Genomic DNA, 26,080 nt, shown 5'->3' on the forward strand with positions numbered 1-26,080 from the left:
ATTCCTTAGATAAAGTGGGTCAGCAGATCATTCAGGTAACGGGCTCCTTTAGAGCTGATCTGCCAATGATCTGTTTGCTGCTGAAGTAACTCTAGCTTAATGGCCTGTTGGATGGCTGCCGAGGTAGTTTCGACCGGCAGGCCGGTGTACGCGGTAAAGTCACTAATCGGGCAGGGCTCCAGCAGCCGGAAACGGTTCATAAAAAACTCAAAAGGTAGCTCGTCGGCTGCGACAATACGCTGAAGATCCAAGTAGGAGCGAGTCAGATCCATGTAGCCTTTGGGGTGTTTAATCTTGCTGGTGCGCAAAATGCTATTGTTCTTTGGCAGGGTAATTTTGCCATGGGCGCCACAACCAATGCCGAGGTAGTCACCAAACCGCCAGTAATTCAGGTTGTGCTGGCATTGATGGCCGGCTTTGGCATAGGCCGAAGTTTCGTACTGCTGATAGCCATGTGCCTGCAACAGTTGATGCCCATGCTCCTGGATCTCCCATAGCAGTTCGTCCTCTGGCAGCACCGGTGGCCTGGAGGCAAAAGCAGTATTGGGCTCGATGGTTAACTGGTACCAGGATAAATGAGGCGGCTCTAAAGCGATGGCTTGCTGCAAATCGGCCATGGCATCGGCCAGGCTTTGGCCGGGCAGGCCATGCATTAAATCCAGGTTAAAACTGTGCAGGGGGAGTTTGGCTGCCAGCTGTGCTGCCTGAATGGCCTCGCTGCTGCTATGGATCCGGCCAAGTGCAGTAAGCTGTGTCTGCTGAAAACTTTGCACACCAATCGAGAAGCGGGTTACGCCAGCTGCAACATAACCAGCAAAGCGCTCAGCCTCAAAGGTGCCGGGGTTGGCTTCCATCGTCACTTCGCAGTCATCGGCCAGTTGCACGCGGCTACGGACACCAGCCAGCAGTCGTGCTATGCCAGCGGCTGTAAACACACTGGGAGTACCGCCGCCGATAAAAATACTTTGAATAGCACGGTCCTGCACCCAGGACAAATCCTGCGTTAAATCATCCAACAAATGGCTGATGTATTCCTGCTCCGGAATGCCTTGCTTCACGGCGTGGGAGTTAAAGTCGCAGTAAGGACATTTTTGGATGCACCAGGGAATATGAATGTACAGCGATAAGGGCGGCAGTTGCAGGCTCAAGAGATCAGGTATCCCTGTTGTTGCAACTGGCTTAGCAACTGGCGCAGTGCCTGGCCGCGATGACTGAGTTGCTGTTTTTGTGCTTTACTGAGCTCTGCAGCAGTGCAGTTCAGTTCAGGCAGATAAAACACTGGATCGTAGCCAAAGCCACCCTGACCTTGTGGTTGCTGATGAATGATCCCTTGCCAGCGGCCATGGCTGATTAAAGGCGTTGGATCTTCGGCGTGGCGCATAAACACCAGTACACAATGAAATTGAGCCAGGCGTTGTTGCTTTGGTACGTCGTTCAGTGCTTGCAGCAGTTTGTGGACGTTGTCGGTATCGCTGGCCCCTTCGCCGGCGAAGCGGGCTGAGTAGATACCCGGAGCCCCTCTGAGCGCATCGACCGCTAAGCCTGAATCATCAGCAATGGCTGGCAAACCGGTATGAAGAGCGGCATGCCGGGCTTTGATAATGGCATTTTCGACAAAGCTTAGCCCTGTTTCATCGGCATCGGCCAGCTTAAACTCACTCTGGGGGGTTACCGTGCAGGCAAATGGAGCCAGCATGGCAGCAAGCTCGGTGACTTTACCAGGGTTGCCTGTGGCTAAAACAAGTTGTTTCATGGGGTACTCAATCGATGTAGTAAGTGTGTTCAAAGTGCAAGCGTTGTTGTTCATTGCCTTGTTGCAACTGAATATCAAAGCGCCACAACTCTTCGTTGCGGATGGTTAGCGGGGCGAAGTAGTATATAGCAGCGCCATCCCGGACCTGTTGGAAACGCAAGGTACGTTGTTGCCCGAGCAAGTTACGGGCTGTGCCGGTCACATTGACCGGCTGAGCGCTCTGATCATCACTGCTAAGGACCGATAGATTCACAATACCGGTAAACCGGCTGCGTTCGATACCGTAACTGCGGGCTACTTCGGGGGTTAAAAAGGTAGCATTAAAGGCCAGGTAATGGACATCCCAGGGGCCTAAGCTTTGTTTTTGCTCGGCGACAGCAAAGCAACTTAACAGCGAAAAAACACAAGCCAGCCAGATTTTCATACACACCTCGTTCAAGTCAGGCAGGGGGGATAAAGTATAGCTGAAACCCTCTGTGCTGTCGCAGCGCAAACTGGTAAGACAGCACAGCAGGTCAGGCTTTAGAAGCCCCGTAACACATCGGCTAGCAGGATTTGCACAAACTGCAGTGCAATTAAGGCCACCAGCACCGATAAATCCAGGCCACCCATGGGTGGGATCACCCGGCGGATTGGCCGTAGCAGCGGCTCAGTTAATTGATGCATCACCAGTTCAATGGGATTACGGCCCTGACTGAACCAGCTAAGAATGGCGCGGATTACCAAAATCCAGAACACCAGGCTAAGGCTTTCTTTCAGTAAAATCAGTACACCGGCAACCAGGGCATGGCTTAGTACGATGCCACCTAACAACAGTTGTTGCAACACCAGCATTTTAACAACAGCTACCAGCCAGGCCAGTACCAGAGTGGCAGTATCCAGCGGCCCAAGGCTTGGGATCACTTTGCGCAGCGGCAACACCAACGGATTGGTTGCTTTGACGATAAACTGACTGAACGGATTGTAAAAATCCGCCCGGGCCAACTGCAGCCATAGCCGAAGTACCACCACCATCAGGTAGAGGTTAAAGCCGGTATTGATTAAAAAAAACAGCGCGTTATTCATAGCGTCCCCAAAAGTTTTTGACCAAAGCAATTAAAGTGTTTGTGCCATTTCACGCGCCCGGCGAATCGCTGCCTGCATCGCCTCGCTGACCATCTGTTCCAGACCAGCATTGGCAAAGCTGGTGACGGCTTCATGGGTGGTACCGCCTTTGGAAGTCACCTGAGCGCGTAACTCGGCAAAGCTATGCTCGCTCTGAAGGGCCATGGTGGCAGCGCCCAAGGCCGTTTGGGCCACCATTTTTTTGGCTTGCTCTGGGGCAAAGCCCAAGGTTTCGGCTTCTTGTTGCATGGCCTGCATAAAATAGAAAAAATAGGCGGGGGAGCTACCGGTAACGGCAATCACATGATCGATCTCGGCTTCGTTGTCCAGCCAAACCGTCATGCCGGTGCCTTTAAACATGGTATCGACAAAGGCTTTTTCGTAATTGGAGCAGCGGCTGGGGTAAAGACCGGTGACGCCAAGGCCCACCAGCGATGGTGTATTGGGCATGCTGCGAACCAGGCGGACTTCGCCCAGCCAGCGCTCATAACGACTAACCGGTAAACCGGCGGCTACGGTGACAAAGAGCTTTTCTTTAATTTCCGGTGCTCGCTCAATCAATTGCTGACAGACATCACCCATCATTTGCGGTTTTACCGCCAGCACAATGACATCTGCTTTTTGAACAGCTGCAAGATTATCCAGCGTGGTCTGAATGCCATAATCGGCAGCTAAAGCCTGTAATTTTGGTTCGGTTCGGTTGCTGGCAATGATGTTGCTGGCCGGGTAACCCGATTTCACCATGGCTGCGATCACGCAGCGTGCCATATTGCCGGCACCAATAAAGGCAACCATGTTGTCATTCATGTCGTTCATAATTCCTTGCGCCAAAAATTGCGGTGCCTAATCGTATCATAGTTGCGCCATATTTTAGAGCCAATGGCCAGTCATCGCTCATGCCCATCGATAGCTCCTTGGCCTGAGGTAAGATGGCTCTTAGAGCCAGACTAAGTTGCTGCATGCGGGCAAACGCTGGTTCTACCGGTTCATGCGCATCGGGCGCAGGGATAGCCATCAAACCTTTGAGCTCAAGGCCGGGCAGGGCAGCCACTTCTGTTGCCAGTGCTAGCACCTGATCTGGATTGATGCCTGCTTTGCTGGCTTCACCACTGATATTAACTTGCAGCAAGACCTTTAATGGCGGGAGTTGCTCCGGCCGCTGGGCAGACAATCGGCTGGCAATTTTTAGTCGGTCCAGGCTATGACACCAGGTAGCATGCTCTGCCACCAGCTTGGTTTTATTGGACTGCAAAGGGCCAATAAAATGCCAACAGATCCCTTCCTGTTGTGACAAAGCAACCGCTTTTTCTGCCAGCTCTTGCGGGTAATTTTCGCCAAAATGACGCTGACCGGACTGATAAGCAGATAAAATATCGGCAACAGCTTTGGTCTTGCTGACGGCAATTAATTGCACATCCGCTGGCTTTGAACCAAGCTTAGTGCATTGCTGTGCAATTTGTTGGTAGGCGCTTTGCAAGCGTTCTGCTATGGTGTTCATACATTCAATCGTACTAAGTGAGAATTGTCATGGATATTACTGAGTTACTGGCATTTAGTGTGCAACATAAAGCATCGGATTTACACCTCTCTGCCGGTGTGCCGCCATTGATTCGGGTGGATGGCGATGTTCGAAAACTCAATATTCCAGCCTTAAATCATAAAGAAGTTCATGCCTTAGTGTATGAAATTATGACTGATAAACAGCGAAAAGAATACGAAGAAAACCTGGAAACGGATTTTTCTTTTGAAGTGCCCAACCTGGCCCGTTTCCGGGTGAATGCCTTTGTGCAAAATCGTGGCGCTGCTGCTGTGTTTCGTACTATCCCCAGCGAGGTGTTAACCTTGGATGATTTGGCTGCGCCAGATATTTTTAAGAGCATAGCTGAAAATCCGCGTGGTCTGGTGTTGGTGACAGGGCCGACCGGCTCAGGTAAGAGTACCACCCTGGCGGCGATGATTGATTACATCAATACGACTCGTTATGACCATATTCTGACCATCGAAGATCCGATAGAATTTGTGCATCAGAATAAACTGTCGTTGATCAATCAACGGGAAGTCCACCGCGACACCCATAGCTTTAAAAATGCATTACGTTCTGCTTTACGTGAAGATCCGGATGTGATTCTGGTGGGTGAGTTGCGGGACCTGGAAACCATTCGACTGGCGATGACCGCAGCAGAAACCGGTCATCTGGTGTTTGGTACTTTGCATACCACCTCGGCACCGAAAACCATTGACCGTATTATCGATGTCTTTCCGGGGGAAGAAAAAGATATGGTACGTTCGATGTTGTCTGAGTCTTTGCGAGCTGTTATTTCTCAGACCTTACTTAAAAAAGTAGGTGGGGGCCGGGTGGCTGCCCATGAAATTATGCTTGGTTTGCCGGCTATCCGAAACCTGATCCGGGAAGATAAAATTGCCCAGATGTACTCGGTGATCCAGACTGGCGCAGCACATGGCATGCAAACCATGGATCAATGCCTGGTGAATCTGGTAAATCGTGGCATGGTGTCGCAAAGAGATGCCCAAAGCAAAGCTCAGGATAAAAACACTTTTGGCACCATGGGACGGATGTAAGGAGCTTGTATGCAACTGACTGAATTTTTGCAGACCATGGTGACGAAAGGGGCTTCCGATCTCTTTGTTACCGCAGGTATGCCGGTAGCGGCCAAAGTCAATGGCGAGCTGATCCCTATTGATGAACAACCACTGACGGAAGATGACTCCTTTCAGTTGGTTGTATCGGCGATGAATGAGAAGCAAAAGCAGGAATTTGTTACCAGCAAGGAATGCAACTTTGCCATTGCCAATCAGGCCGGACGTTTTCGGGTGTCTGCTTTTTGGCAGCGCGATCAGGCGGGGATGGTGATCCGGCGCATTGTGACAGACATTCCCAAAGCCGATGAGCTGGGGCTGCCGCCGATTTTAAAAGAAATCATCATGTCCAAGCGTGGTTTGGTGCTCTTTGTGGGGGGGACAGGTACTGGTAAATCCACCTCGCTGGCGGCGCTGCTGGGCTATCGAAATCGCAATGCCAAGGGCCATATACTGACCATAGAGGATCCTATTGAATTTGTGCACGAGCACCATAAAAGCCTGATCACCCAGCGTGAAGTTGGTATTGATACCGAATCTTTTGCTGCTGCGTTGAAAAGCTCATTGCGTCAGGCTCCGGATGTGATCCTGATCGGTGAGGTGCGCGATATGCAAACCATGGAGTATGCTTTGTCTTTCGCCGAAACCGGCCATTTGTGTGTGGCTACCCTGCACGCCAACAATGCCAACCAGGCTATTGACCGTATTATGCACTTGGTGCCGAAAGAAATGCATCAAAAGCTCTTATTTGATTTATCATTAAATTTACGTGCTATTGTAGCCCAGCAACTGGTGCCGACTGCTGACGGTATGGGTCGGGTTGCTGCTATAGAGGTACTGCTTAATTCGCCTTTGGTCGCGGACTTGATAGCCCGGGGACAGATTGGGGAAATTAAAGCTGTGATGACCAAGTCGCGTGAGTTGGGCATGCAGACCTTCGATCAGGCACTGTACGATTTATACGAACGTGGGCGGATCAGCTATGCCGATGCCTTGCATCATGCCGATTCACCCAATGATCTGCGTTTGATGATTAAATTACGCAGCAACGATACCCGGGGCTCTGGTTTATTATCCGGCGTCACTATCGAAGGCTTCGAAAAACCAGATGCATAAGCCCTGGAGCTTTGTTGAGGAGAGCTATGAGCCGGATTGGTGCTATTATGAGTCGGAAAGTGCTGACTACCAGCGAGGATGCCAGTTTGTCCTCGCTCAGAGAGGTGTTTTCTGCAGCAAAGTTCCAACACCTGCCAGTGGTGGATAGTTCAGCACGGTTGCAAGGTATTATTTCGGTGAAAGATTATTTCCGGGCGTTAAGCCCGGTCATGGATTCAGCTTTTGAAACCAGTGTAGAGAGTTATATCCGTAGTCGTAAAGTGCGGCATGTTATGACCTCACCGGTTGTTACCGTCACTGATAAAACCAGCATTAAAGAAGCTGCCAACCTTTTGCTGCAATACAACATAGGCTGTTTGCCCGTAGTGGATGCCGAGCATCGACTGCTGGGTATTGTATCGTGGAAGGATGTGCTGCGCTTTGCTCTGCAGCCGAAGACCACAGCACAACCGGCAGACCCATAGATAGTATGCAAAGCTTTGCAGACAGCTCTGACTTTTCAGCCGTTTCCGATATACTAACAAGGTTAGCCAACATTTTCTGAGATCTCCATTTCATGTCTGATACCAATTTGAAAACGCTGGTACTTGCAGTGCTTAGCGTATTACTGGCCATGGTTTGTATTCAATCTGGAGCCTCCATTGCGAAGCAGCTATTTCCGCTGATTGGTCCGGAGGGAACAACAGCACTGCGTGTTGGTTTTTCTGCTCTTATTCTCTGGTTGGTATTCCGGCCCTGGCGGCACTGGCCTAAGGGCCGCCAATGGCAAGCCCTGATTATTTACGGTGGTTGCCTGGGTGGCATGAATATCCTGTTTTATATGGCAATTGAACGGATCCCACTTGGTGTTGGGGTGGCGCTGGAGTTCACCGGGCCTTTAGCCGTGGCTCTGCTTTCATCCCGTCGGAAACTGGATGTTTTGTGGGTGGCTTTTGCACTGGCTGGGGTGTTGCTGCTGATGCCAGATATGCGTGGGGCGGATGCTCTGGATCCCGTTGGTGTGATGCTGGCTCTGGCTGCTGGTGGCTGTTGGGCTGGCTACATTCTATTTGGGCAAAAGGCGGGCAATTTAGCGCCTGGTGGTGCCACTGTTGCGTTGGGGATGACCATTGCTGCATTGTATCTGTTTCCTATCGGACTGGTGACTGCGGGCAGTGATTTATTCCAATGGCAGATCTTGCCGCTGGCACTTTTGGTGGCCGTGATGTCCAGTGCTTTGCCTTATTCCCTGGAAATGGTGGCATTAAAGCGTTTACCAGCTAAAAACTTCAGTGTCTTGATGAGTGTGGAGCCAGCAGTTGCGGCGCTGGCGGGACTCTTACTACTGGCTGAGTTTCTCAGCCTTTGGCAATGGCTGGCGATTGCCATGGTCATTACGGCATCTCTTGGTAGCAGTTTGACGAAGCCGAACAAAGTTTGATCTGTATCGGGAAAATTGTTTTGGAATTGACTAAGCTAGCACTAAGTCTGAACGAGGAGACCAGAGCATGACTGCAAAAACGGTAGCGGAGTTGATGACCGCGAATCCTTTATTTGTGCGCCGTGAGCAAAGCCTGAAAGATGCGCATGATCTAATGCGGAACAAGAATATCCGGCATATTCCTGTGCTGGATGAACAAGATAAATTGGTTGGGGTGCTGACCCAAAAAAAGATGATTGCGACGGTGATGGGGCTGCTGGCTAAATACGGCACCAGTGCGCTGGAGCGTAAAGAAAAGCAGCAAATCATTGGTGAGCTCATGGATACAGATTTTGCTACAGTGCAACCAGAACAGGCACTGGCAGAGGTCATCAGTTATTTTTTAAAAAATAAACACGGCTGCCTGCCAGTGGTGGATGCGGACGACCAGCTACTTGGTATACTCACGTCTTCAGATTTTGTCCGTTTGGCGGGGCAATTGCTCGGTGATTAGAGTACTAAAAACACATTTTCCAGATTAAATGACTTGTTTTTATTTTTAGATTGGCTATTATTTGCGCACTTTGCGTGACAACGTTGTCATTGCGCAGCAAAAGGAGTTCTTACCAATGCGTCTGATACAAGGATTGTTTGCAGTTTTCTGTTTAACTACATCGTCGCTGTCTGTTGCCAGCGTGTTTGATGTTGGCTCGCTGGCTGAGTTTGCGCTCTTTGCCGGAGCCAATGGCCAGAGTTCCCAGGCAGGCTACCTTGGTTTTGGCTCGGAAAGTGATGTGCATGGAAATGTGGCAGCACGAAACCCAGAGTTTGGTGCAGGAAGTCATATTCATGGGTATGCAGCAGGTGTTCAGGCCGGGGTCGGTGAGGGCGTAAGGTTAGATGGTGGTTGGCAGCAATGGCAAGAACATCACTTTAGCCTGCTGAATCAGCAATTGTTGCACTTGTCCCAACAGTTGCAGTCGTTGGGAGGACAGCAGACAAGTCTTCAGGCGCTCCATGGATACCAGGGAGTTGGTGGTTTAAATGTGTTTCAGTTAACCCCGGTGCAAATGGCGCATCAAAGGGTAGAGATCTATGGTAACGCCGATGATATTTTTGTTTTTAATATTGCCGACTTTTTTCTGATGGATGGCGGCGGTATTCTGCTGCATGGCATCAACCCCAATCAGGTGTTTTTTAATTTCCATCAATACAATACGGCAACTGAATACAGCCATCTGGCGGCTGCCAATATCGGTACCAGTTCCATTCAGGGCAACTGGCTGGCACCTAACATGATGTTCCAGATTGGTGATGGGGCTACTCTGGACTCAACCCGAGTCTGGGCTGGCGCTATGCAGCTAAATATACAAACTTTTACTCCTCCTGCGACAGAGCAACCGACTCCAGTTCCAGTGCCAGCGACTTTGATGTTGATGCTGTTTGGACTTCCTGCTGTACTGTGGCGTCTCAAGCGTTAAATTTTGGTGTTGAGCTTCGTTTTTGAAGGTGACCAGCGCAGGCCACCTTGTAATGATGGTTACAGGATTTAATCATACCAACTGGTTAGGCTGTGCTGTTTTTTGGCGGCATACATGGCAGCATCAGCCTGGCGTAACAACTCATCGCTACTGCTTTCTCCCATAAACAATACCAAACCGATGCTGCAGCTGCACTGGTGCATGCTGCCGCCAGGTAAAGGGTAAGGGTGCAGCAACCGTTGTTGGATTTTGCTGGCCAGTGCCTCCAGTTGCTGACGGGCTTTGTGTTTATCAGTATCCATATCGCGCAGCAGAACCACAAACTCATCACCGCCAAAGCGTGCTACGGTGTCGGCACTGCGGACGCTTAGCTGCAAGCGGCTGGCGACTTCGATAAGCAAGGTATCACCGGTTTTATGGCCATAAAGATCATTGACCGGTTTAAAGTTGTCCAAATCAATAAACATCAGGCCGGCAAATTTCTGGCTACGCTGGCTGGCTGCTATCACCTGCAACAGATGCTCTTCCAGCAAACGCCGGTTAGCCAGTTTTGTCAGGCTGTCGTAGAACGCCAGTTGGCGAATTTGCTGACTGCTAAGGCTGCGGCTAATGGCAAGTTCGGCCAACTTGCTGTAGCTGTCGATTTTTTGAAGCAAGGCTTCGGATGGCTCTGAGGGTTGCTGGTAATAGATGGCAAAAGTACCGAGCACTTTGCCCTCCGGGTTCAGCACGGGTTGCGACCAGCAAGCCTGAACGCCGGCCAGCTCCGCCAAAGCCAGGTAGGATTGCCAGTAGGGATGCTGCTGAATATGGCTGACTATCACCGTTTTTCTGGTAAAGGCAGCAGTGCCGCAAGAGCCGACCCCTTCCCCGATACGAACCCCATCAAGTGCCCGATTGTAAGCTTCGGGCAGCGAGGGGGCGGCGCCATGGCGCAGGGTCTGGCCATCGTTATCAAGCAACAAGATGGAACAAATCGCGCCTGGGTGCAGTGCTTCGACTTGCTGCACCAGATGCAGCAGCACAGTGGTAAGTGGGGCTCCCTCACTTATTTGCTGCAAGATGGCGTTCTGCATTTGCAGCTCCTGGGTTCGGGCAGTCACCAGTTGCTCGGTTTGCTGCAGACTTTGCTGGTAGCGGCTATTAAGCAAACTAAGCTGACTGATTTGCAGGGCCAGGGCCGAGAGCATATTGAGCAGGGCGGGCAGTTTGGCTTCATCCAGAATCGGCACTTCGTCAATGGCAGCTAAATATTCCGTGACATCAAAGCCGGCTTGCTCAGCTTGCTTGGTAAAGTAGGCGATATCAGGCTCGGTGGTAAAAAACTGACCGATAAAGAGGTTGGCGATATGGCGGTCTTCGAGCAAGATTGGGGTGGCGCAGTCAATCAGTCCATTACGGCAGCGGTACACCGAATAGTTTTTACCTTGCTCCAACTGCAACGCAAGATCCCGGTCACTTTCCAGGCAGCGGTTTAAGGTGGTGGGGGACTGGCGATGAAAGTGAGCACAGGCCTGTTGCCAGCGTGATGATGCCAATACCTTGCCTTGCAGGTCTATGAGTGCAATGGGAATGCCCATTACCTGCAAAAAATTATCGAACAGACTATTTAATTGGGAAAAGTCGATGGCGGCTACCAATTCTTCGGCAACCGTTTCATCGGGTGCAGCCAAAGCCTGATTCCAGTCGCTGTCTATTGGGTCTAGCATCTGGATCAGGTTGGCCTCACGGTGCAGGTGGGATTGTTTTTTTGTCATGACTTGTAAATTCTAGCCCAAGCTGAGCGCAAGGGAGCGATGCAAGCATTTTTACAGTGCGGCCTTTTGCGTGTAACTGTATGCCTTGCTTGCCAGTTAAGCAGTGTTATTTGCTCAGCGATGACGCTCTTTTAACACTGTCAGGACATCGTTTAACTCAAGCTGCTGACTTTGCAGCAACACCAGCAAATGAAACAGTAAATCGGCGGCTTCATTTTTCAGCTCTTCCCGATCGCCGGCCATGGCCGCCAGGGTGGATTCGACGCCTTCTTCACCGACCTTCTGGGCGATGCGTTTCACGCCCTTGGCAAAGAGGCTGGCGGTGTAGCTGCTGGCAGGGTCGGCCTCTTTGCGGCTTTGAATCACCTGCTCCAAATCGTACAAAAAGCTCAGCGCCGGGCTGTTGCTTTGGTTGTCGTGCCAGCAGGTTTCGGTGCCAACATGGCAGGTCGGGCCCTTGGGCATCGCCAGCACCAGGATGCTGTCAGCATCGCAGTCGCTGCTGATGGCAACCAAGTCCAGGGTGTGGCCTGAGCTTTCGCCCTTGGTCCAGAGCCGTTGTTTGCTGCGGCTAAAGAAAGTAACTTTTTCGCTACTCAGGGTGTGGCTGAGCGCTTGCTGATTCATATAGCCCTGCATCAGCACTTTGCCGGAGATGGCGTGCTGAACAATGGCTGGCAGCAGGCCGGTGTCGGGCCATTTGAGTTGGCTGATGGTGTCTTTATTCATGGTCGTTTCTCAAGTTTGTTTCATTTAGTTTATGGTTTCATTGGTTACACACCAAACTTTGCAAGCAACAGGAGCGGGCTGCTAAGCGGAGCTTCTTTGGCATGGATGCCAAAGCAGAGCCTACAGGGATGTATTTACGGCGTCTCCGTGTGCAGTCTGCTCTTGTTGCCAACACCGATGCATTCTAACCGGGCTGACCAATGGTGATTTTTTCGGGAAACGCTGTAAACCCATCCCTGGGCGCTCTTGAGACGCCGTCCGAGCGTCTCAGGTTCCCGGAAAAACACCATCTGGTCATCCCTGCATCGCGGTCTGCAAGCAACAGGAGCAGGCTGCTAAGCGGAGCTTCTTTGGCATGGATGCCAAAGCAGAGCCTACAGGGATGTATTCACGGCGTCTCCGTGTGCAGTCTGCTCTTGTTGCTTTAATAAATATCAAGGCCGAATCGACACCCCAGCCGCAATCAGCTGCGCTTTTAAGTCGGCAATCTCAATCACCGCTTTGTGAAACACACTGGCTGCCAGAGCGCCATCGACATCGGCTTGCTGGAACACCTCGGCAAAGTGCTCAATTGCCCCGGCGCCGCCACTGGCAATCAAAGGCACCTGACACAAAGCGCGAATGGCCGAGAGCTGGGCAATATCATAGCCTTTACGTACCCCATCCTGATTCATGCAGTTCAGCACAATTTCACCGGCACCCAGTTGCTGCACCTCTTGCACCCAGTCGCGGGTCAGCCAGCGGGTTTTTTGGGTGCGGCTCTCATCGCCGGTGAACTGGTACACCTGATACTGGCCACTGGCGACATCAAAGAAACTGTCGATGCCGACCACCACGCACTGCTGACCAAAGGTATCGTGCAGCTCGCGCACCAGCTCTGGCCTAAGCAGGGCAGGGCTATTGACCGAAATTTTATCGGCACCCATTTCCAGTATGCGACCGGCATCTTCGACGCTTTTGATGCCACCAGCGACGCAAAACGGAATATCAATCACTTCAGCGATGCGCTGCACCCAGCTTTTATCGACCACCCGGCCATCGCTCGAAGCGGTGATGTCGTAAAACACCAGTTCATCGGCACCGGCTTTGGCGTAGCGCTCTGCCAAAGGCACGATATCGCCGACAATTTCGTGGTTGCGAAATTGCACCCCTTTGACGACTTTACCATCCCGCACATCCAGGCAGGGAATTATCCGTTTTGCCAGCATGCTATGGCCTCCTCCAAGGTAAACTTGCCTTCCAGTAAGGAGCGGCCCAGGATCACACCGGCTACACCGGTGCCACGCAGGGCGCGGATATCGTCCAGACAGCCAATGCCGCCGGACGCTTGCCAGGCAATCTGTGGGTAGGCTTTGGTGAGCTCCTGATACAAAGCGACATTGGAGCCGCTTAAGGTGCCATCTTTGCTGATATCGGTGCAAAGCACATGCCTGGCGCCGGCGGCAATAAAGCCATCCAGCACCTGCTCTAAGGTCACATTGGAGGCTTCAATCCAGCCATGGCTGGGCAGGGTTTTCTCGCCTTCAGCGTTAATGGCCACATCCAAGGCCAGCACAATGCGTTCGCCACCGTATTCTTTGAGCCAACTTTGCACCAGTTCGGGCTGTCGAATGGCCAGGCTGCCAATCACTACCCGGCTGGCGCCAGCCGCTAACAGCTCTTGCACATCCTGCTCTGAGCGTACACCACCGCCGACCTGGATGTTAAGCGGGGCCTTGGTCATCAGCTCGGTCAGCAAGGCCAACTGGCGTTTGCTGGCATCTTTGGCGCCGGATAAATCCACCACATGCAACATGGGTGAGCCGGCAGCAGCGTATTGATCGCGCAGCGCCAGCGGGCTGAAACTGTATTCGGTGGTTTGGTCGTACGAGCCCTGATACAGCCGGACTATTTGGCCGTCGATTAAATCAATGGCAGGAATAATCATGGTTGCCACTCCAGAAAGTTTTGCAGTAAACGGGCACCGGTTTTGCCGGAGCGCTCCGGGTGAAATTGGGCACCGGCCACATTGCCTTTGCCAATCACCGCTGAAAAATCGTTGCCGTAATCGCACAGCGCTAAGCTGTAGCGGTTGGGAGCCACTCCAAAGCTGTGCACAAAATAGAGGTAATCCTGGGGATCAAAACCAGCCATCAGCGGGTGATCGCTGATGCTGTGCAGGGTGTTCCAGCCCATATGCGGCAGGCGCAGGCCATTGGCCTGCAGCGGCAGCACTTCACCCGGGATCAAATTCAGACAGGGCACATCGCCCTCCATGCTGTGGGCGGTCAGCAGCTGCATGCCAAGGCAAATACCCAGCAGCGGTTGCTGCACATTTTTCTGTACCGCTTGCAGACATTCAATCAGTTCACGCTGTTGCAGGTTCTGCATGGCCTGACGGGCACTGCCAACGCCCGGCAGCACAATGCGGTTGGCGGCTTTGATAGCGCGCGGATCCTTGCTGATGGTGGCGTCTGCGCCCAGCCGTTTAAAAGCAAAATACACCGAGCTGATGTTGGCGCAGCCGGTATCCACAATAACCAAACCGCTCATTACAGCACCCCTTTGGAGCTTGGCAGGGCTTCGCCACTGACAGCAATGGCCTGGCGCAGGGCCCGGCCAAAGGCTTTAAACAAGCCTTCCACCTGATGGTGTTTGTTGCCTTCGGTGATGCTCAAGTGCAGCGTCATCAGCATGGCATCGCTCAGTGAGCGGAAAAAGTGCGGCACCATTTCCAGATTCAGGCCACCGACCAGACCATCGCCCAGCTCGGCGTTGAATTTAAACAAAGGGCGGCCGGATAAATCCATCACACATTCGGCGCGGCACTCGTCCATCGGCAGCACAAAGCCAAAACGGTTGATGCCGCGTTTGTTGCCAAGGGCTTTTTTCAGCGCCTGACCCAGTGCCAGCGCCGTATCTTCCACGCTGTGGTGATCGTCGATGTGCAGATCGCCTTTTACCGTGACCTGCAACGAGAAGTTGCCGTGGGTGGCAATTTGCTCCAGCATGTGATCGAAAAAGCCAATGCCGGTATCAAACTTATTGTTGCCGGGCTGCTCCAGGTCCACCGCCACCCGGATATCGGTTTCGCGGGTGGTACGAACCACTTCGGCGCTTCGGCCCCGGCTTAAAATACGCCGGGTGATTTCGGCCCAACCCAGGCTGTCACGCTGGTATTGGAATGACGGCAGCCCCATGTTTTCTGCCAGCTGCACATCGGTCTGACGATCGCCAATCACATAGGAGTTGGTAAAATCGATTTTGCCTTGCTGCAGATAGTCTTTAACTAAGCCCAGTTTGGGTTTGCGGCAACTGCAGTTGTCGTGCTCAAAGTGCGGGCAAATCAGCACATCGTCAAACTGAATGCCCTGCGAAGTCAGCAGCTGCATCATCTTGTCGTGCGGCGCATCAAAGGTCGGGCGCGGGAAGCTGTCGGTCCCCAGGCCATCCTGATTGGTCACCATCACCAGCCGGTAACCGGCGGCCTGCAATTTCAGCAAGGCCGGCACCAGGCCGGGTTCGTACACCAGCTTTTCCAGGCTGTCTAACTGTTTATCGATGGCGGGCTCTTCCACCATGGTGCCGTCACGGTCAATAAAAAGGATCGGTTGGCCACTCATGCCGTTGCTTCCTGTGAATTGGGGGTGCGTGCACCCGTGTTGCTAAAATAGTCCTGCATCGCTTGTTGCAGTGCCTGCATCTCATCCGGGCTGCCAATCGACACTCGCACCACTTCCGACAAGCCAAGCTGTGCCGATTGGTTGCGGATCAAAATGCCCTGCTGTTGCAGTGCGCTGACGCAGGCGGCGGCATCCGGGACCTGCAGCAGCACAAAGTTGGCCTGGCTCGGCCAAACCCGCGATACACCGGGCAGTGTGCTGGCAAAAACGCTGAATTCAGCGCGCAGTTGATTGATGATGGCGACGCTTTGCTGCATGCGGGCAATGCCCTGCTCTGACAAAGCCTGCACCGCAATTTGCGCCACCGGCTCGGCAATGGGGTAGGGCGCGATCATTTGCTTTAAGGCGTTGATCACCTCGGGCGCAGCCAGGGTAAAGCCACAGCGCAGGCCAGCCAGCGCAAAGGCTTTGGATAGGGTGCGCAGGATCACCAGGTTTGGGTACTGTTGCAGTAAATCGACCACTGACCCTTGCATGGCAAATTCGATGTAAGCTTCATCCACCACCACCAAGGCGCTGCTGGCAAAGTGCTCCAGCACGCTGACAATTTGCTGGCGGCTAATCAGGTCGCCGGTCGGGTTATTCGGGCTGCAAATAAACACCAGCTTGGCTGCGACCTGCGTCAGGGCTTCGACATCCAGGCTGGCATCCGGTTGCAGCGGCACTATGACGGAGGCGACCTGATGGCTCTCGGCGCTGATGGCGTACATGCCGTAGGTCGGCGGGCAGATGGCAATCCGATCTTCGCCTGGCTCACAGAAACTGCGGATCAGCAGCTCAATGCCTTCATCGGCACCGCGACTGACCAGCACCTGCTCCGGGCGAACGCCGGCGTAGCGGGCATAACCTTCAATCAACGCAGCCGGTTGGCAGGAAGGGTAGCGGTTAAACTGCCCGCTGAGCTGGTACTCGCTCGCCAGTGCATTCTCATTGGCATTGAGCCAGCTGGCGCCACCACTCATGCTGCGTCTGGCCGAGGCATAGGGCACAATGGCCTGCACGGAGGCGCGGGCCAGTTCAGATATCTTAACGCTCATTCGAAGACTCCCCTTGTGCCAAGCCCTGCTGCATGTCAGGCTCAGGCAAATCGAGCTGTTGTAAACCCAGTTGTTGCAAACGAAGAGAGACCGCCAGCGCATGGGCACCCAGTTGCTCGGCTTCAGCCAGGGTCACAATGGCCGGGCCTATCGCCTGCATGCCCGCTGCCGTCAGTTTTTGCACGGTAAAGCGGCGGTAAAAATCCGTCAGTGACAAACTGGAAGCGGTTCGGCTGTAGCCATAGGTTGGCAGCACATGGTTGGTGCCACTGGCGTAGTCCCCGGCAGACTCTGGCGTCCAGGGGCCGACAAAGATGCTGGCAGCGCTGGTAAATTGCGGCACCAGGGCATCGTCGTCGTACGTTTGCACAATTAAATGCTCCGGCGCATAGGCATTGGTGACGGCTACCGCTGTTGCTAAGTCCGCAGTGCAAATCGCCCGGCTGTGACTGAGTGCCTGGCGGGCAATATCGGCCCGCGGCAGGATTTTGAGCTGCTGCTCCAGGTGCTGCAGCACTTTGTCGATCAGCGACTGACTGGGGCTGACCAGCAAGACCTGCGAGTCCGGCCCGTGTTCGGCCTGCGACAGCAAGTCGGCGGCGACAAAGGCCGGATTGGCGCTGTCATCGGCCAGCACCAGCACTTCGGAAGGCCCGGCCGGCATATCAATCATGGCGCCTTGCGCATCCTGACTGACTTGCTGCTTGGCTTCGGTGACATAGCGGTTGCCAGGGCCAAAGATTTTGTCGACCTTGGGGATGCTTGCTGTGCCATAGGCCAGGGCGGCAATGGCCTGAGCGCCACCAATGGTAAAGATTTGCTGAATACCACAAAGCTCAGCGGCATAGACAATTTCCGGGGCGATGTCCGAAGCCGAGGGCCGGCCCGGAGGCGTCACCAGCACGGTGCATGGGCAGCCGGCCAGTTGGGCTGGCACACCCAGCATCAGCACGGTGGATGGCAACGGAGCACTGCCACCCGGAATGTACAAGCCTACCGAGCCAATTGGCCGCTGGCGCAATTCACAGAAGACACCTGGCGTGGTTTCCACCTGAATATCGCTGGGCTGTTGGGCGGCATGAAAACGGCGGATATTGCCATAAGCCAGCTCAATCGCGGCTTTGCGCTCGGGCTTAAGCTCTGCTATTAAGGCTGCTCGCTGTGCTTGGGACAGCAATAAGGCATTGTCGGTCAGGCCATCAAACTGGGTGCTCAGACGTTTGAGCGCCGCATCGCCATCGCGGCGTACCTCGGCAATAATGCCTGCCACCGTAGTGGTAAGCCCCGCCGAGTCCGGAAGGCTGGGCCTGGCCAGAGCGGCGGTTTGTTCGGCAGCACTTAGCTGCTGCCAGTTCAGACACTGCGTCATGCCTTACTCCATCATCTTCTCTATCGGTAGCACCAAAATGGAGCTGGCGCCTAAGGATTTTAATTGCTCCATGGTTTCCCAGAACAGGGTTTCACTGCTGACCACATGCACCGCCATCTGATCGTCGTTGCCAGCCAGTGGCAGCAGGGTGGGGTTTTCCGCACCTGGCAGCAGCGCAATGATGTCGCTCAGTTTGGCTTTGGGCGCATGCAGCATGATGTACTTGCTTTCGTTGGCCTGCATCACCGCATTGATGCGTGGCATCAGGGTGTTGATCAGCGTTAACTGGGCGGCGTCGGCCAGATCTTTACGCTGAATCAGCACCGCCTTGCTGCGGTAAATGACTTCCACTTCTTTCAAGCCGTTGGCTTCCAGGGTTGCGCCTGTTGAAACCAGATCACAGATGGCATCGGCCAGGCCGGCCCGGGGCGCTACTTCGACCGACCCTTTTAAGGTGACGATGCGGGCTTGCACTCCTTGCTGCTTCAGGTAACGATTGAGTAGTCGCGGGTAGGTGGTGGCAATGGTTTTGCCGTTCAGGCTGGCCGGGCCATCGTAGGCCGACTCTTGCTGCACGGCGATGGATAAGCGGCAGCCGCCGAAATTGAGCCGGCTAAGCACGGCATAATCGCAAGGCTCGTTATCCAGCTGGCGCTGCAAGGACTCTTCTTCCAGCACGTTTTCGCCGACAATGCCCAGATCGCAAACGCCATCCATTACCAGGCCGGGGATGTCGTCGTCACGAACCCGCAGGATATCAATCGCCATGTTTTCAACATGCGCAATCAACCGCTGCTCACGTAAATTAATTTTCAGGCCGCAGCTGCCAAGCAGTGCCTGAGATTCCTGCGACAGGCGACCGGATTTTTGCATCGCAATCCGTAGGCGATTGGAATTTTGGTTAAACGTCATGCTGGTACTCCGAAATCAATAAGAAAAAACCCCAGGCTCTCCCGGGGTTTTTGCAAGCTGCCACCGGAGGAACCAAACATCAGCCCTCCGACAAAGCCGGATGGCTTAGTAATGATGATGGTGGTGGTGAATGAGATTCAGGCTCATCGCTTGCTCTTTGTTGTCTGGTTTTGATGCTATACAACTTATCGTATTGTGCGGCTGCTGACAAGTTGTTTTTAAAATCCAATGCAGGCGTCTGCTTCATTTAAGTTATTAATTTTAATTGCAATTTATTTTTATTGGTTTTCTGGTTATGAAAAATCAACCCTTTATCAGCGGTGAAACTTATTGGTTTTGTCTAAAAATTGCTCAGGCTGTATAGTCATCGTCTGTTTCCGGCTGCTGGGTTTGATTTTGTATACAATATTCCTTATTGTTTGCTAAGCCAATGCACTTTACGAGATACCAACGAAAATGAAAGACGCTCACTTGCAAAGCAACAGGATGCTCACTCGTGTGTTAAGCGCAGCTCTGTTTTGTATGGCGCTGCCAGTTCAAGCGGCACCTGATCGTGGCAGTATTGAGCAGGCACTGGATTTACGTGAGCGCTGGTTGCCACTTACCAGGGATGTAATGTTGGCCCCTGTTTGGGCATCCGATGGCGATACTTTTCATTACAAGCTGAGTGTCGAGGGGGGCTTCTATTTTTTTCGTCAATCGCTGACTGGCTCAGCACCGCAACTGGCTTTTGATCATGATAAGGTGGCCAGTGGTATATCGGCAGCAACCGGACACAGCTACCAGGCAGAGGTGTTGCCTTTTGAGCAGTTCCAGTTCACCGAGCAGATGGAGGCTATCACCTTTTACCTGAACAACGCCCGCTGGCAATGTCAGTTGCAAACGCCTGATTGTCGGGATATCACAGAACCACGACAAGGCAGTGCTTTTGGCGTCGTGCGGGATTTAAATCAGGATGTCGATGCCAGCCCGCTATGGTCGCCGGATGGCCGCTATCAGGCGCTGGTGCGGGGGCATAATCTGTTGTTGTTGGATCAGCAGGGGCGTTTGCTGCTAAAGACTGACGATGGCAATGGCAGCAACTTTTACGATCCACAGTCGATCCGCTGGGCGCCGGACAGTTCGGCGCTGCTGCTGGTCAGGGTGCAGCCTGGTACAGCCCGCTATGTCACCCGGGTATTGGCGGCACCTGAGGATCAACTGGAGCCCAAGGTCATTCAGCAGCTCTACCCTAAGCCCGGTGATGCAGTGGATATTGATCAGCCGGTGTTGATAAAGCTGCAAGCAAAAACCGTAACGCCGATTGAAAATGCACTCTTTGCCAACCCCTACCGGATTGACCAGTTGGTCTGGCAGCAGGATAGCAGTGCTTTTACCTTTCGCTACACCGAGCGCGGTCACCAGCGGATGCGGATTATCCACGTCGACGCGGCAACCGCGAAAGCCACTGCTTTGGTCACGGAAGATAGCCCCACCTTTGTTAATTTATGGGCGGCTTTTCATCAGCCCTTACAGCAGGGGGTGCAAGGTGTGGTCTGGTTATCGGAGCGAGATGGCTGGGCACATTTGTACCGTACGGACAGGAGTGGCAAGAAGCTTCAGCAACTGACCAGTGGCAACTGGCGGGTGCGTCAGGTGCTGGCGATTGATGAAAATGCTGGCCATGTCTGGTTTACCGCCAGCGGCTATTATCCAGAGCAGGACCCGTACTATGAGCAGCTATTTCGGGTCGATTTGGCTGGCGGCAATCTGACTGCACTAACAGAGCGCAATGCCCATCATGAAGTCGTGTTGTCGCCGGATCGCCAGCACTTTATTGTGCGCTACTCGCGGGTGGATTTGCCCTATGTGACAGAGCTGCGCCAAAGCAGTGATGGGGCTTTAATCCGTACTCTGGCTCAGGCAGATATCAGCCGGTTGACCGCTGCTGGCTTTCGGCCACCACAGCCGTTTGTCGCCAAAGGACGGGATGGTGCAACCGATATCTGGGGCTTAATCGTCAAACCGCAAAATTTTGACCCGGAAAAACGTTACCCGGTGATTGAAAATATCTACGCCGGCCCACACGACAGCTTTGTGCCCAAGAGCTTCTGGCCTTTTGGCTTTCATGCCGGTGGCGATAAAGTGATTGGCATGCAGGCGCTGGCGGATCTGGGTTTTATTGTGGTGCAAATCGATGGTATGGGCACCGCCAATCGCTCCAAGGCTTTCCACGATGTGGCCTGGCAAGACCTGGCGGACTCAGGCTTTCCCGATCGCATCCTGTGGCATCAGGCGGCAGCAGATAGTTTTCCCTGGTACAGCATCGAGGGTGGCATTGGCATTTACGGCGCTTCAGCTGGCGGTCAGAGCACGGTCGCTGCTTTGCTGTTTCATCCGGATTTTTACCGGGTCGGCGTGGCCTATGCCGGTTGTTACGATAACCGGATGGATAAAATCAGCTGGAATGAGCAATGGTTAGGTTATCCGGTGGGGCCCCAGTATGCCGCTTCATCGGTGGTGGAGCAGGCGCATTTGCTGCAAGGGCAGCTGTTGATTATCAACGGCGAGCAGGACAGCAATGTAGATCCGGCCTCGACCATGCAACTGGTGGATGCCCTGATCCGGGCGGATAAAGACTTTGATTTGCTGATTGTACCGGGTGGGGAGCACAGTGTCGGGCGCTCCAGTGGCCCGATTCGCTATGTGCAGCGCCGTCAGTTTGATTTCTTTATCCGGCACCTGCAAGGTGCTGCCACGCCGGATTGGAACCGGGTACACTAATGTTGCGGTAGTTATTAATACCAACAGTTAAACCTGGCTAACAGCAGATGAGGATGATATGGCCTTAGAGTACAAAACCCGTACCCAGGTTGTATTAGAGGAAATCCGCAACAGAATTTTAAGCGGGAAAATTAAAGCTGGAGAACCGCTTAGGCAGGCTGCACTGGCTGAAGATTTAAATGTAAGTCGTATCCCAATCCGCGAGGCTCTACTTCAACTCGAAGCTGAAGGTTTGGTTGTTTTTGAGCCTCACAGAGGAGCAACAGTAACCGAGCTTTCTTCAACGCAGGTTATGGAGTTGTTTGAACTACGGGCTTTGCTGGAAACGGAGTTACTGCGATTAGCAATACCAAAGCTGACTGAAACAGCATTGGCAGAAAGTGAGCATATTTTACAGCAAATGACACTAGCCTATCAGATGGTAGATACTTCAGGGAGTTGGAGTGAGCTGAATAGCCGCTTTCATTTAAGTTTGTACCTGGCAGCTGAGCGGCCAATGATGTTTGAAATTGTCCAGAACCTGAATAAAAACACGGATCGGTACATCAGGTTGCATCTATTGCTGGCTGGTGGCGTCACTAAATCAGATCCAGAGCACTTAACATTGTTAACGCTATGCAGGCAAAAGAATGTCGAGCAAGCTTGCATTTGGCTGCGACAGCACATTTTGGGAGCAGCCAGTGAAATTATTGAGCTGGTTAAGCAGCAATAACATGGAGTGGTATTTTCCTTACCGCTTCAAGGAAAAGAACAGGAGTCACTATGGCAAACGGCATCGGTGGAACAAGTAAAGAAGAAGCTTTGAATACTTTACATGATATGGCGGCCTCGGTGGCACCTATCGAAGTGAAAGAGTATCAACAACGGCTGGATAAAGCCCTGAGCCTGATGCAGCAGCATCAGCTGGATGCGGTGTTGCTAAACGCCGGTACCAACCTGCGTTATTTTACCGGCGTTGACTGGTACGCCAGTGAGCGGCTGGTGGCCGCCTTGCTGCTGCGTGATGGCCGTTTGCTTTATGTACTGCCGCATTTTGAGATTGGCAGCATCAAGCCCAGGATGCAGCTTGCAGGCGAGATCCTAAGCTGGCAGGAGCACGAAAACCCTTACCAGCTCTGTGCTGATGCTATCATGGCTTTGGCCGGCGAGCAGGCCCGGCTGGCGATTGATGAAAGCGCGCAGTTTTTTATTGCGGACGGTATCCAACAGGTGGCGGCCAGCTTTCAGCTGAGCAATGCCAAAGTGGTCACTGCTGGCTGTCGGATGCAAAAATCAGCAGCTGAGCTTGCACTGATACAGCGGGCGATGGATATGACGCTGGCGGTGCATCAGGCCACCGCCAGCATGCTGTATCCGGGTATCAGCACGGCAGAAGTCGAGCGTTTTATCGATCAGGCCCATCGCAAAGTCGGGGCATCGGGCTCGTACTTTTGCATTGTGTTGTTTGGTAGCGATACGGCATTTCCTCATGGCGTGGCCCATCCAAAAACACTGGAAGTGGGGGATATGGTGCTGATTGACACCGGTTGCCGTTTGCATGGCTATCTGTCGGACATTACCCGCAGTTATGTCTTTGGGGAAGCCACGGCCAAACAGCGCGCGGTTTGGCAGCATGAAAAAAATGCCCAACTGGCCGCTTTTGCCGCCGCCACACCGGGCACGGCCTGCCAGCAGGTCGACCGTGCTGCCAGAGCCTACTTGCAGCAGCAGGGCTATGGGCCTGATTATCAGCTGCCAGGCTTGCCGCATCGGACCGGCCATGGCATTGGGCTGGATATTCATGAATGGCCCTATCTGGTTGAAGGTAATAGCACGCCACTGGCAACTGGGATGTGCTTTAGCAATGAACCCATGCTGGTGCTGCCCGGTGACTTTGGAGTGCGGCTGGAAGATCACTTCTACATGGCCGAACATGGCCCGGTCTGGTTTACCGAGCCGGCGCACAGCATCGACAATCCGTTTGGTGTTTGAACCTGCGGAACCAATGGCTTGGTTGTTCTGTCTTAACTTAAGCAACAGTCGATTGAAGGCTGTTGCTTAAGCTTTGTGCTTTGTTGCCGATAACAAGCTAAGCTTGTAACGATTTTATCAACGGAGGCGGGCAATGGATGTCATTATTCCATTTTTGCAGCGCACCCCGGGTACGCCTGTCGAGCAGGAGCCCAGGGTGGTGCCTCCTGTGTTTAAAGAAGCGCGGTTAACCCCGTTAAAAAAAGAACGCGATCAGCGTGATGAGCGCTATGGCGGGAAAAAACGCCAGGCCGGCAGCTTGCCCGAAGCACCGGAAACCACGCCGGAGGAGCAACAAACCGTCGACGAGGACGGCCATGTCGATATCTATATCTAAGCCTTTTCTGCTACCATAGCGCCACAAAATTATCGTTACCTTGGTTAAGGCAGGCATGGCATCCATTCGCGCAGAAGTGGCAGCAGCATTTCGTCCGGCAGGGCCTTTGGCCCGGCAGATCCCAGGCTTTCGTGCCCGCGATGCCCAGTTGCAACTGGCCGATCGCATCGCCCATGCCATTGAAAAGCAAAGCGTGCTGCTGGCCGAAGCCGGTACCGGTACCGGCAAGACCTTCGCCTATCTGGTGCCGGCGCTGTTATCCGGCCAGAAAGTGCTGATCTCGACCGGGACCAAGAATCTGCAGGAACAACTGTTTCACCGCGATTTACCCAGCATGACCGCCGCTTTGGCCAGCCCTTTCCAGTTGGCCTTGTTAAAAGGCCGCGCCAATTATCTGTGCCTGTACCGGCTGGAGCAGCATGTGTCTCATGTGCCGGTGGCCGAGCCGCAGTTGATGCAGGATTTAAGTTTAATCAACAAGTGGGCAGCCGAAACCCAAACCGGCGATATCGGTGAGCTGACCTACATTGCCGAAGACTCCAAAGCCCTGCCCTATGTCACCAGTACCACCGACAACTGCCTCGGCAAAGACTGCCCGGTGTACGAAGACTGCCATTTACTGAAAGCCCGGAAAAAGGCCCAGGCCGCCGATCTGGTGGTGGTCAATCACCATTTGTTTTTTGCTGACTTGGCGATTAAAGACACCGGCTTTGGTGAGCTGCTACCGCAAATGGACGTGTTTGTATTCGATGAAGCGCATCAGTTGCCGGATTTAGCCTGCGATTACTTTGGCGAGCATGTCTCCAGCCGGCAGTTGCTGGAACTGTGTCGCGACCTGGATCTGGCCTGCAAAACCGAGCTGCGCGATCATCCTCAGCTGCGCAAAATCACCGACAAAGTTGCGCAGCAAGTGAAAGACTGGCGCTTGCAGTTCCCGGTAGAGCCCGAACGGGGCAATTGGCGTGAGCGCAGTCTGCAACCGCAGATGCAAAGCATGATGCAGCGTTTAACCGAGAGTATGGAGTTGCTGTATCAGGTACTGAAGGAAAGCCTGGGGCGCAGTGACGCCGTCGATCACTGCTTTGAGCGGTTGGCGCAAAACCGCAATCGCCTGCAAAAGCTGAACGACACCAGCAAGCCGGATGTCAGTCTTTGGTACGACACCAGCCGCCTGCATCTGACCTTGCACCTGACGCCGCTGAGCATTGCGGAAAAATTTCGCGAGGTGGTGTTTGCCGGCCAAAAAAGCTGGGTTTTTACCTCGGCTACGCTCTCGGTTGATGGCGGTTTTGCCCATTATCAGCAGCAAATGGGGCTGGAGCAGGCCGATACTCTGCTGCTGGACAGTCCCTTTGATTACCAGCAGCAGGCACTGCTTTGTGTGCCGCGCTATTTGCCGGAGCCGCATCAGCATCAGGCGATGCAGCAAGCCTTATTGAACACCGCCATACCGCTGATTGAGGCCAATCAGGGCCGCTGTTTTATGCTCTTTACCAGTCACCGCATGCTGAAGTGGATGGCCGAGGTACTGCCAGAGCAGATTCGCCAGCCGGTGCTGGTGCAGGGCCAAACCAGCAAGCGGGTGCTGCTGGATAAGTTTGTGCAGCTGGACGATGCGGTGCTGCTTGGTACCAGTAGCTTTTGGGAAGGGGTGGATGTGCGTGGTGATGCGCTGAGTCTGGTGATTATCGACAAACTGCCCTTCGCCAGTCCGGACGATCCTTTGTTGCAGGCCCGGATGGAAGCCAGCAGCAAGCAGGGCGTGGATCCTTTTGCTGCCGTGCAACTGCCGCAGGCGGTGATCAGCTTAAAACAGGGCGTAGGGCGTTTGATCCGTGATGTGACCGATCGCGGCGTGCTGGTGATTTGCGACAACCGGCTGGTGACCCGGCCTTACGGTGAGGTGTTTTTAAAAAGCCTGCCGCCGATGCAGCGAAGCCGCGATCTGACACGGACCTTGCAGTTTATTGCCGACAAAGCCAGCGCCAGCAAAGACGACTAACGGGCTATTTTCTCTGATGTAGAGCCTGTACTCTAAGGTCTGACCTCTTTA

Annotated in this window: 26 protein-coding genes; 11 read left to right on the forward strand and 15 right to left on the reverse strand. The window is 53.4% G+C overall.

All coding sequences use genetic code 11. The annotated features are described in order from the left end of the window. Positions 1 to 5: 5 nt before the first annotated feature. The 6 genes from hemW to QWF21_RS10815 form a co-directional block, all read right to left on the reverse strand. On the reverse strand, positions 6 to 1,148 hold the full coding sequence (gene hemW, locus QWF21_RS10790) for a radical SAM family heme chaperone HemW (RefSeq protein ID WP_330088062.1): 1,143 nt from the start codon (positions 1,146 to 1,148) through the stop codon (positions 6 to 8). Beyond that, on the reverse strand, positions 1,145 to 1,753 hold the full coding sequence (gene rdgB, locus QWF21_RS10795) for an RdgB/HAM1 family non-canonical purine NTP pyrophosphatase (protein ID WP_330088063.1): 609 nt from the start codon (positions 1,751 to 1,753) through the stop codon (positions 1,145 to 1,147). The genes hemW and rdgB overlap by 4 nt, the downstream gene beginning before the upstream one ends. A 7-nt stretch (positions 1,754 to 1,760) precedes the next feature. After that, positions 1,761 to 2,177 carry a DUF4426 domain-containing protein gene (locus QWF21_RS10800; protein ID WP_330088064.1) on the reverse strand — a complete coding sequence of 139 codons (417 nt, stop codon included), beginning with the start codon at positions 2,175 to 2,177 and terminating at the stop codon, positions 1,761 to 1,763. A 98-nt stretch (positions 2,178 to 2,275) separates the two neighbouring features. Further along, on the reverse strand, positions 2,276 to 2,818 hold the full coding sequence (locus QWF21_RS10805) for a YggT family protein (RefSeq protein ID WP_330088065.1): 543 nt from the start codon (positions 2,816 to 2,818) through the stop codon (positions 2,276 to 2,278). Positions 2,819 to 2,848: 30 nt separating this feature from the next. Then, entirely contained in the window at positions 2,849 to 3,664 is an 816-nt protein-coding gene (proC, locus tag QWF21_RS10810; RefSeq protein ID WP_330088066.1) for a pyrroline-5-carboxylate reductase, read from the reverse strand. Next, the gene (locus QWF21_RS10815; protein WP_330088067.1) at positions 3,657 to 4,355 is read right to left on the reverse strand and encodes a YggS family pyridoxal phosphate-dependent enzyme; all 699 of its coding nucleotides are present in this window, start codon (positions 4,353 to 4,355) and stop codon (positions 3,657 to 3,659) included. The genes proC and QWF21_RS10815 overlap by 8 nt, the downstream gene beginning before the upstream one ends. A gap of 29 nt (positions 4,356 to 4,384) precedes the next feature. On the opposite strand from QWF21_RS10815, the gene QWF21_RS10820 reads away from it, so the two are divergent. From QWF21_RS10820 to QWF21_RS10845, 6 genes are all read left to right on the forward strand, one after another. Then, on the forward strand, positions 4,385 to 5,437 hold the full coding sequence (locus QWF21_RS10820) for a type IV pilus twitching motility protein PilT (protein WP_330088068.1): 1,053 nt from the start codon (positions 4,385 to 4,387) through the stop codon (positions 5,435 to 5,437). Between the two features lie 9 nt (positions 5,438 to 5,446). After that, positions 5,447 to 6,571, forward strand: a complete 1,125-nt coding sequence (locus QWF21_RS10825) for a PilT/PilU family type 4a pilus ATPase (RefSeq protein ID WP_330088069.1) — start codon at positions 5,447 to 5,449, stop codon at positions 6,569 to 6,571. Between the two features lie 47 nt (positions 6,572 to 6,618). Next, a complete protein-coding gene (locus tag QWF21_RS10830; RefSeq protein WP_330088070.1) occupies positions 6,619 to 7,035 on the forward strand; it encodes a CBS domain-containing protein in 417 nt (138 codons plus the stop codon). A gap of 92 nt (positions 7,036 to 7,127) precedes the next feature. Beyond that, the gene (locus QWF21_RS10835) at positions 7,128 to 7,991 is read left to right on the forward strand and encodes a DMT family transporter (protein WP_330088071.1); all 864 of its coding nucleotides are present in this window, start codon (positions 7,128 to 7,130) and stop codon (positions 7,989 to 7,991) included. Between the two features lie 67 nt (positions 7,992 to 8,058). Continuing rightward, positions 8,059 to 8,484 carry a CBS domain-containing protein gene (locus QWF21_RS10840; RefSeq protein ID WP_330088072.1) on the forward strand — a complete coding sequence of 142 codons (426 nt, stop codon included), beginning with the start codon at positions 8,059 to 8,061 and terminating at the stop codon, positions 8,482 to 8,484. Positions 8,485 to 8,599: 115 nt separating this feature from the next. Next, on the forward strand, positions 8,600 to 9,451 hold the full coding sequence (locus tag QWF21_RS10845) for a hypothetical protein (RefSeq protein ID WP_330088073.1): 852 nt from the start codon (positions 8,600 to 8,602) through the stop codon (positions 9,449 to 9,451). Between the two features lie 68 nt (positions 9,452 to 9,519). On the opposite strand, the gene QWF21_RS10850 is transcribed toward QWF21_RS10845, so the two are convergent. The 9 genes from QWF21_RS10850 to hisG form a co-directional block, all read right to left on the reverse strand. Continuing rightward, positions 9,520 to 11,208 carry a PocR ligand-binding domain-containing protein gene (locus QWF21_RS10850; RefSeq protein WP_330088074.1) on the reverse strand — a complete coding sequence of 563 codons (1,689 nt, stop codon included), beginning with the start codon at positions 11,206 to 11,208 and terminating at the stop codon, positions 9,520 to 9,522. A 114-nt stretch (positions 11,209 to 11,322) separates the two neighbouring features. Further along, positions 11,323 to 11,937: a bifunctional phosphoribosyl-AMP cyclohydrolase/phosphoribosyl-ATP diphosphatase HisIE gene (gene hisIE, locus QWF21_RS10855; protein WP_330088075.1), complete on the reverse strand. Its 615-nt coding sequence runs from the start codon at positions 11,935 to 11,937 to the stop codon at positions 11,323 to 11,325. A gap of 434 nt (positions 11,938 to 12,371) precedes the next feature. Then, positions 12,372 to 13,145, reverse strand: a complete 774-nt coding sequence (gene hisF, locus QWF21_RS10860; protein ID WP_330088076.1) for an imidazole glycerol phosphate synthase subunit HisF — start codon at positions 13,143 to 13,145, stop codon at positions 12,372 to 12,374. Then, positions 13,127 to 13,864, reverse strand: a complete 738-nt coding sequence (gene hisA / locus QWF21_RS10865) for a 1-(5-phosphoribosyl)-5-[(5-phosphoribosylamino)methylideneamino]imidazole-4-carboxamide isomerase (protein WP_330088077.1) — start codon at positions 13,862 to 13,864, stop codon at positions 13,127 to 13,129. Before hisA ends, hisF begins: the two co-directional genes overlap by 19 nt. Next, entirely contained in the window at positions 13,861 to 14,469 is a 609-nt protein-coding gene (gene hisH, locus QWF21_RS10870) for an imidazole glycerol phosphate synthase subunit HisH (protein ID WP_330088078.1), read from the reverse strand. Before hisH ends, hisA begins: the two co-directional genes overlap by 4 nt. Then, positions 14,469 to 15,539 carry a bifunctional histidinol-phosphatase/imidazoleglycerol-phosphate dehydratase HisB gene (gene hisB, locus QWF21_RS10875; protein ID WP_330088079.1) on the reverse strand — a complete coding sequence of 357 codons (1,071 nt, stop codon included), beginning with the start codon at positions 15,537 to 15,539 and terminating at the stop codon, positions 14,469 to 14,471. The genes hisH and hisB overlap by 1 nt, the downstream gene beginning before the upstream one ends. Continuing rightward, a complete protein-coding gene (gene hisC / locus QWF21_RS10880) occupies positions 15,536 to 16,636 on the reverse strand; it encodes a histidinol-phosphate transaminase (RefSeq protein WP_330088080.1) in 1,101 nt (366 codons plus the stop codon). The genes hisB and hisC overlap by 4 nt, the downstream gene beginning before the upstream one ends. Beyond that, positions 16,626 to 18,005, reverse strand: a complete 1,380-nt coding sequence (hisD, locus tag QWF21_RS10885) for a histidinol dehydrogenase (RefSeq protein WP_330088081.1) — start codon at positions 18,003 to 18,005, stop codon at positions 16,626 to 16,628. The genes hisC and hisD overlap by 11 nt, the downstream gene beginning before the upstream one ends. A gap of 3 nt (positions 18,006 to 18,008) precedes the next feature. Further along, a complete protein-coding gene (gene hisG / locus QWF21_RS10890) occupies positions 18,009 to 18,917 on the reverse strand; it encodes an ATP phosphoribosyltransferase (protein WP_330088082.1) in 909 nt (302 codons plus the stop codon). A gap of 486 nt (positions 18,918 to 19,403) precedes the next feature. Here hisG and QWF21_RS10895 point away from each other — a divergent pair, with 486 nt between their 5' ends. The 5 genes from QWF21_RS10895 to QWF21_RS10915 all read left to right on the forward strand — a co-directional run bounded on the left by QWF21_RS10895 (position 19,404) and on the right by QWF21_RS10915 (position 26,029). After that, complete coding sequence (locus QWF21_RS10895; RefSeq protein ID WP_330088083.1) at positions 19,404 to 21,680, forward strand: S9 family peptidase; 2,277 nt, start codon at positions 19,404 to 19,406, stop codon at positions 21,678 to 21,680. A 58-nt stretch (positions 21,681 to 21,738) separates the two neighbouring features. Next, positions 21,739 to 22,392 carry a GntR family transcriptional regulator gene (locus QWF21_RS10900; RefSeq protein ID WP_330088084.1) on the forward strand — a complete coding sequence of 218 codons (654 nt, stop codon included), beginning with the start codon at positions 21,739 to 21,741 and terminating at the stop codon, positions 22,390 to 22,392. Between the two features lie 50 nt (positions 22,393 to 22,442). Next, the gene (locus QWF21_RS10905; RefSeq protein ID WP_330088085.1) at positions 22,443 to 23,651 is read left to right on the forward strand and encodes a M24 family metallopeptidase; all 1,209 of its coding nucleotides are present in this window, start codon (positions 22,443 to 22,445) and stop codon (positions 23,649 to 23,651) included. A 133-nt stretch (positions 23,652 to 23,784) separates the two neighbouring features. Then, positions 23,785 to 24,027, forward strand: a complete 243-nt coding sequence (locus tag QWF21_RS10910; protein ID WP_330088086.1) for a hypothetical protein — start codon at positions 23,785 to 23,787, stop codon at positions 24,025 to 24,027. Between the two features lie 55 nt (positions 24,028 to 24,082). Then, on the forward strand, positions 24,083 to 26,029 hold the full coding sequence (locus QWF21_RS10915; protein ID WP_330088087.1) for an ATP-dependent DNA helicase: 1,947 nt from the start codon (positions 24,083 to 24,085) through the stop codon (positions 26,027 to 26,029). Positions 26,030 to 26,080: the final 51 nt, after the last annotated feature.

Source organism: Alkalimonas mucilaginosa (assembly GCF_036327005.1).
GTDB classification, from domain to species: domain Bacteria; phylum Pseudomonadota; class Gammaproteobacteria; order Enterobacterales; family Alteromonadaceae; genus Alkalimonas; species Alkalimonas mucilaginosa.

What these genes read in the sequence shown, in the direction of transcription:
- rdgB (WP_330088063.1), bottom strand. Translation starts at nt 1,753, where the DNA reads ATGAAACAACTTGTTTTAGCCACAGGCAACCCTGGTAAAGTCACCGAG.
- QWF21_RS10800 (WP_330088064.1), bottom strand. Translation starts at nt 2,177, where the DNA reads ATGAAAATCTGGCTGGCTTGTGTTTTTTCGCTGTTAAGTTGCTTTGCT.
- QWF21_RS10805 (WP_330088065.1), bottom strand. Translation starts at nt 2,818, where the DNA reads ATGAATAACGCGCTGTTTTTTTTAATCAATACCGGCTTTAACCTCTAC.
- proC (WP_330088066.1), bottom strand. Translation starts at nt 3,664, where the DNA reads ATGAATGACAACATGGTTGCCTTTATTGGTGCCGGCAATATGGCACGC.
- QWF21_RS10815 (WP_330088067.1), bottom strand. Translation starts at nt 4,355, where the DNA reads ATGAACACCATAGCAGAACGCTTGCAAAGCGCCTACCAACAAATTGCA.
- QWF21_RS10820 (WP_330088068.1), top strand. Translation starts at nt 4,385, where the DNA reads ATGGATATTACTGAGTTACTGGCATTTAGTGTGCAACATAAAGCATCG.
- QWF21_RS10825 (WP_330088069.1), top strand. Translation starts at nt 5,447, where the DNA reads ATGCAACTGACTGAATTTTTGCAGACCATGGTGACGAAAGGGGCTTCC.
- QWF21_RS10830 (WP_330088070.1), top strand. Translation starts at nt 6,619, where the DNA reads ATGAGTCGGAAAGTGCTGACTACCAGCGAGGATGCCAGTTTGTCCTCG.
- QWF21_RS10835 (WP_330088071.1), top strand. Translation starts at nt 7,128, where the DNA reads ATGTCTGATACCAATTTGAAAACGCTGGTACTTGCAGTGCTTAGCGTA.
- QWF21_RS10840 (WP_330088072.1), top strand. Translation starts at nt 8,059, where the DNA reads ATGACTGCAAAAACGGTAGCGGAGTTGATGACCGCGAATCCTTTATTT.
- QWF21_RS10845 (WP_330088073.1), top strand. Translation starts at nt 8,600, where the DNA reads ATGCGTCTGATACAAGGATTGTTTGCAGTTTTCTGTTTAACTACATCG.
- QWF21_RS10850 (WP_330088074.1), bottom strand. Translation starts at nt 11,208, where the DNA reads ATGACAAAAAAACAATCCCACCTGCACCGTGAGGCCAACCTGATCCAG.
- hisIE (WP_330088075.1), bottom strand. Translation starts at nt 11,937, where the DNA reads ATGAATAAAGACACCATCAGCCAACTCAAATGGCCCGACACCGGCCTG.
- hisF (WP_330088076.1), bottom strand. Translation starts at nt 13,145, where the DNA reads ATGCTGGCAAAACGGATAATTCCCTGCCTGGATGTGCGGGATGGTAAA.
- hisA (WP_330088077.1), bottom strand. Translation starts at nt 13,864, where the DNA reads ATGATTATTCCTGCCATTGATTTAATCGACGGCCAAATAGTCCGGCTG.
- hisH (WP_330088078.1), bottom strand. Translation starts at nt 14,469, where the DNA reads ATGAGCGGTTTGGTTATTGTGGATACCGGCTGCGCCAACATCAGCTCG.
- hisB (WP_330088079.1), bottom strand. Translation starts at nt 15,539, where the DNA reads ATGAGTGGCCAACCGATCCTTTTTATTGACCGTGACGGCACCATGGTG.
- hisC (WP_330088080.1), bottom strand. Translation starts at nt 16,636, where the DNA reads ATGAGCGTTAAGATATCTGAACTGGCCCGCGCCTCCGTGCAGGCCATT.
- hisD (WP_330088081.1), bottom strand. Translation starts at nt 18,005, where the DNA reads ATGACGCAGTGTCTGAACTGGCAGCAGCTAAGTGCTGCCGAACAAACC.
- hisG (WP_330088082.1), bottom strand. Translation starts at nt 18,917, where the DNA reads ATGACGTTTAACCAAAATTCCAATCGCCTACGGATTGCGATGCAAAAA.
- QWF21_RS10895 (WP_330088083.1), top strand. Translation starts at nt 19,404, where the DNA reads ATGCTCACTCGTGTGTTAAGCGCAGCTCTGTTTTGTATGGCGCTGCCA.
- QWF21_RS10900 (WP_330088084.1), top strand. Translation starts at nt 21,739, where the DNA reads ATGGCCTTAGAGTACAAAACCCGTACCCAGGTTGTATTAGAGGAAATC.
- QWF21_RS10905 (WP_330088085.1), top strand. Translation starts at nt 22,443, where the DNA reads ATGGCAAACGGCATCGGTGGAACAAGTAAAGAAGAAGCTTTGAATACT.
- QWF21_RS10910 (WP_330088086.1), top strand. Translation starts at nt 23,785, where the DNA reads ATGGATGTCATTATTCCATTTTTGCAGCGCACCCCGGGTACGCCTGTC.
- QWF21_RS10915 (WP_330088087.1), top strand. Translation starts at nt 24,083, where the DNA reads ATGGCATCCATTCGCGCAGAAGTGGCAGCAGCATTTCGTCCGGCAGGG.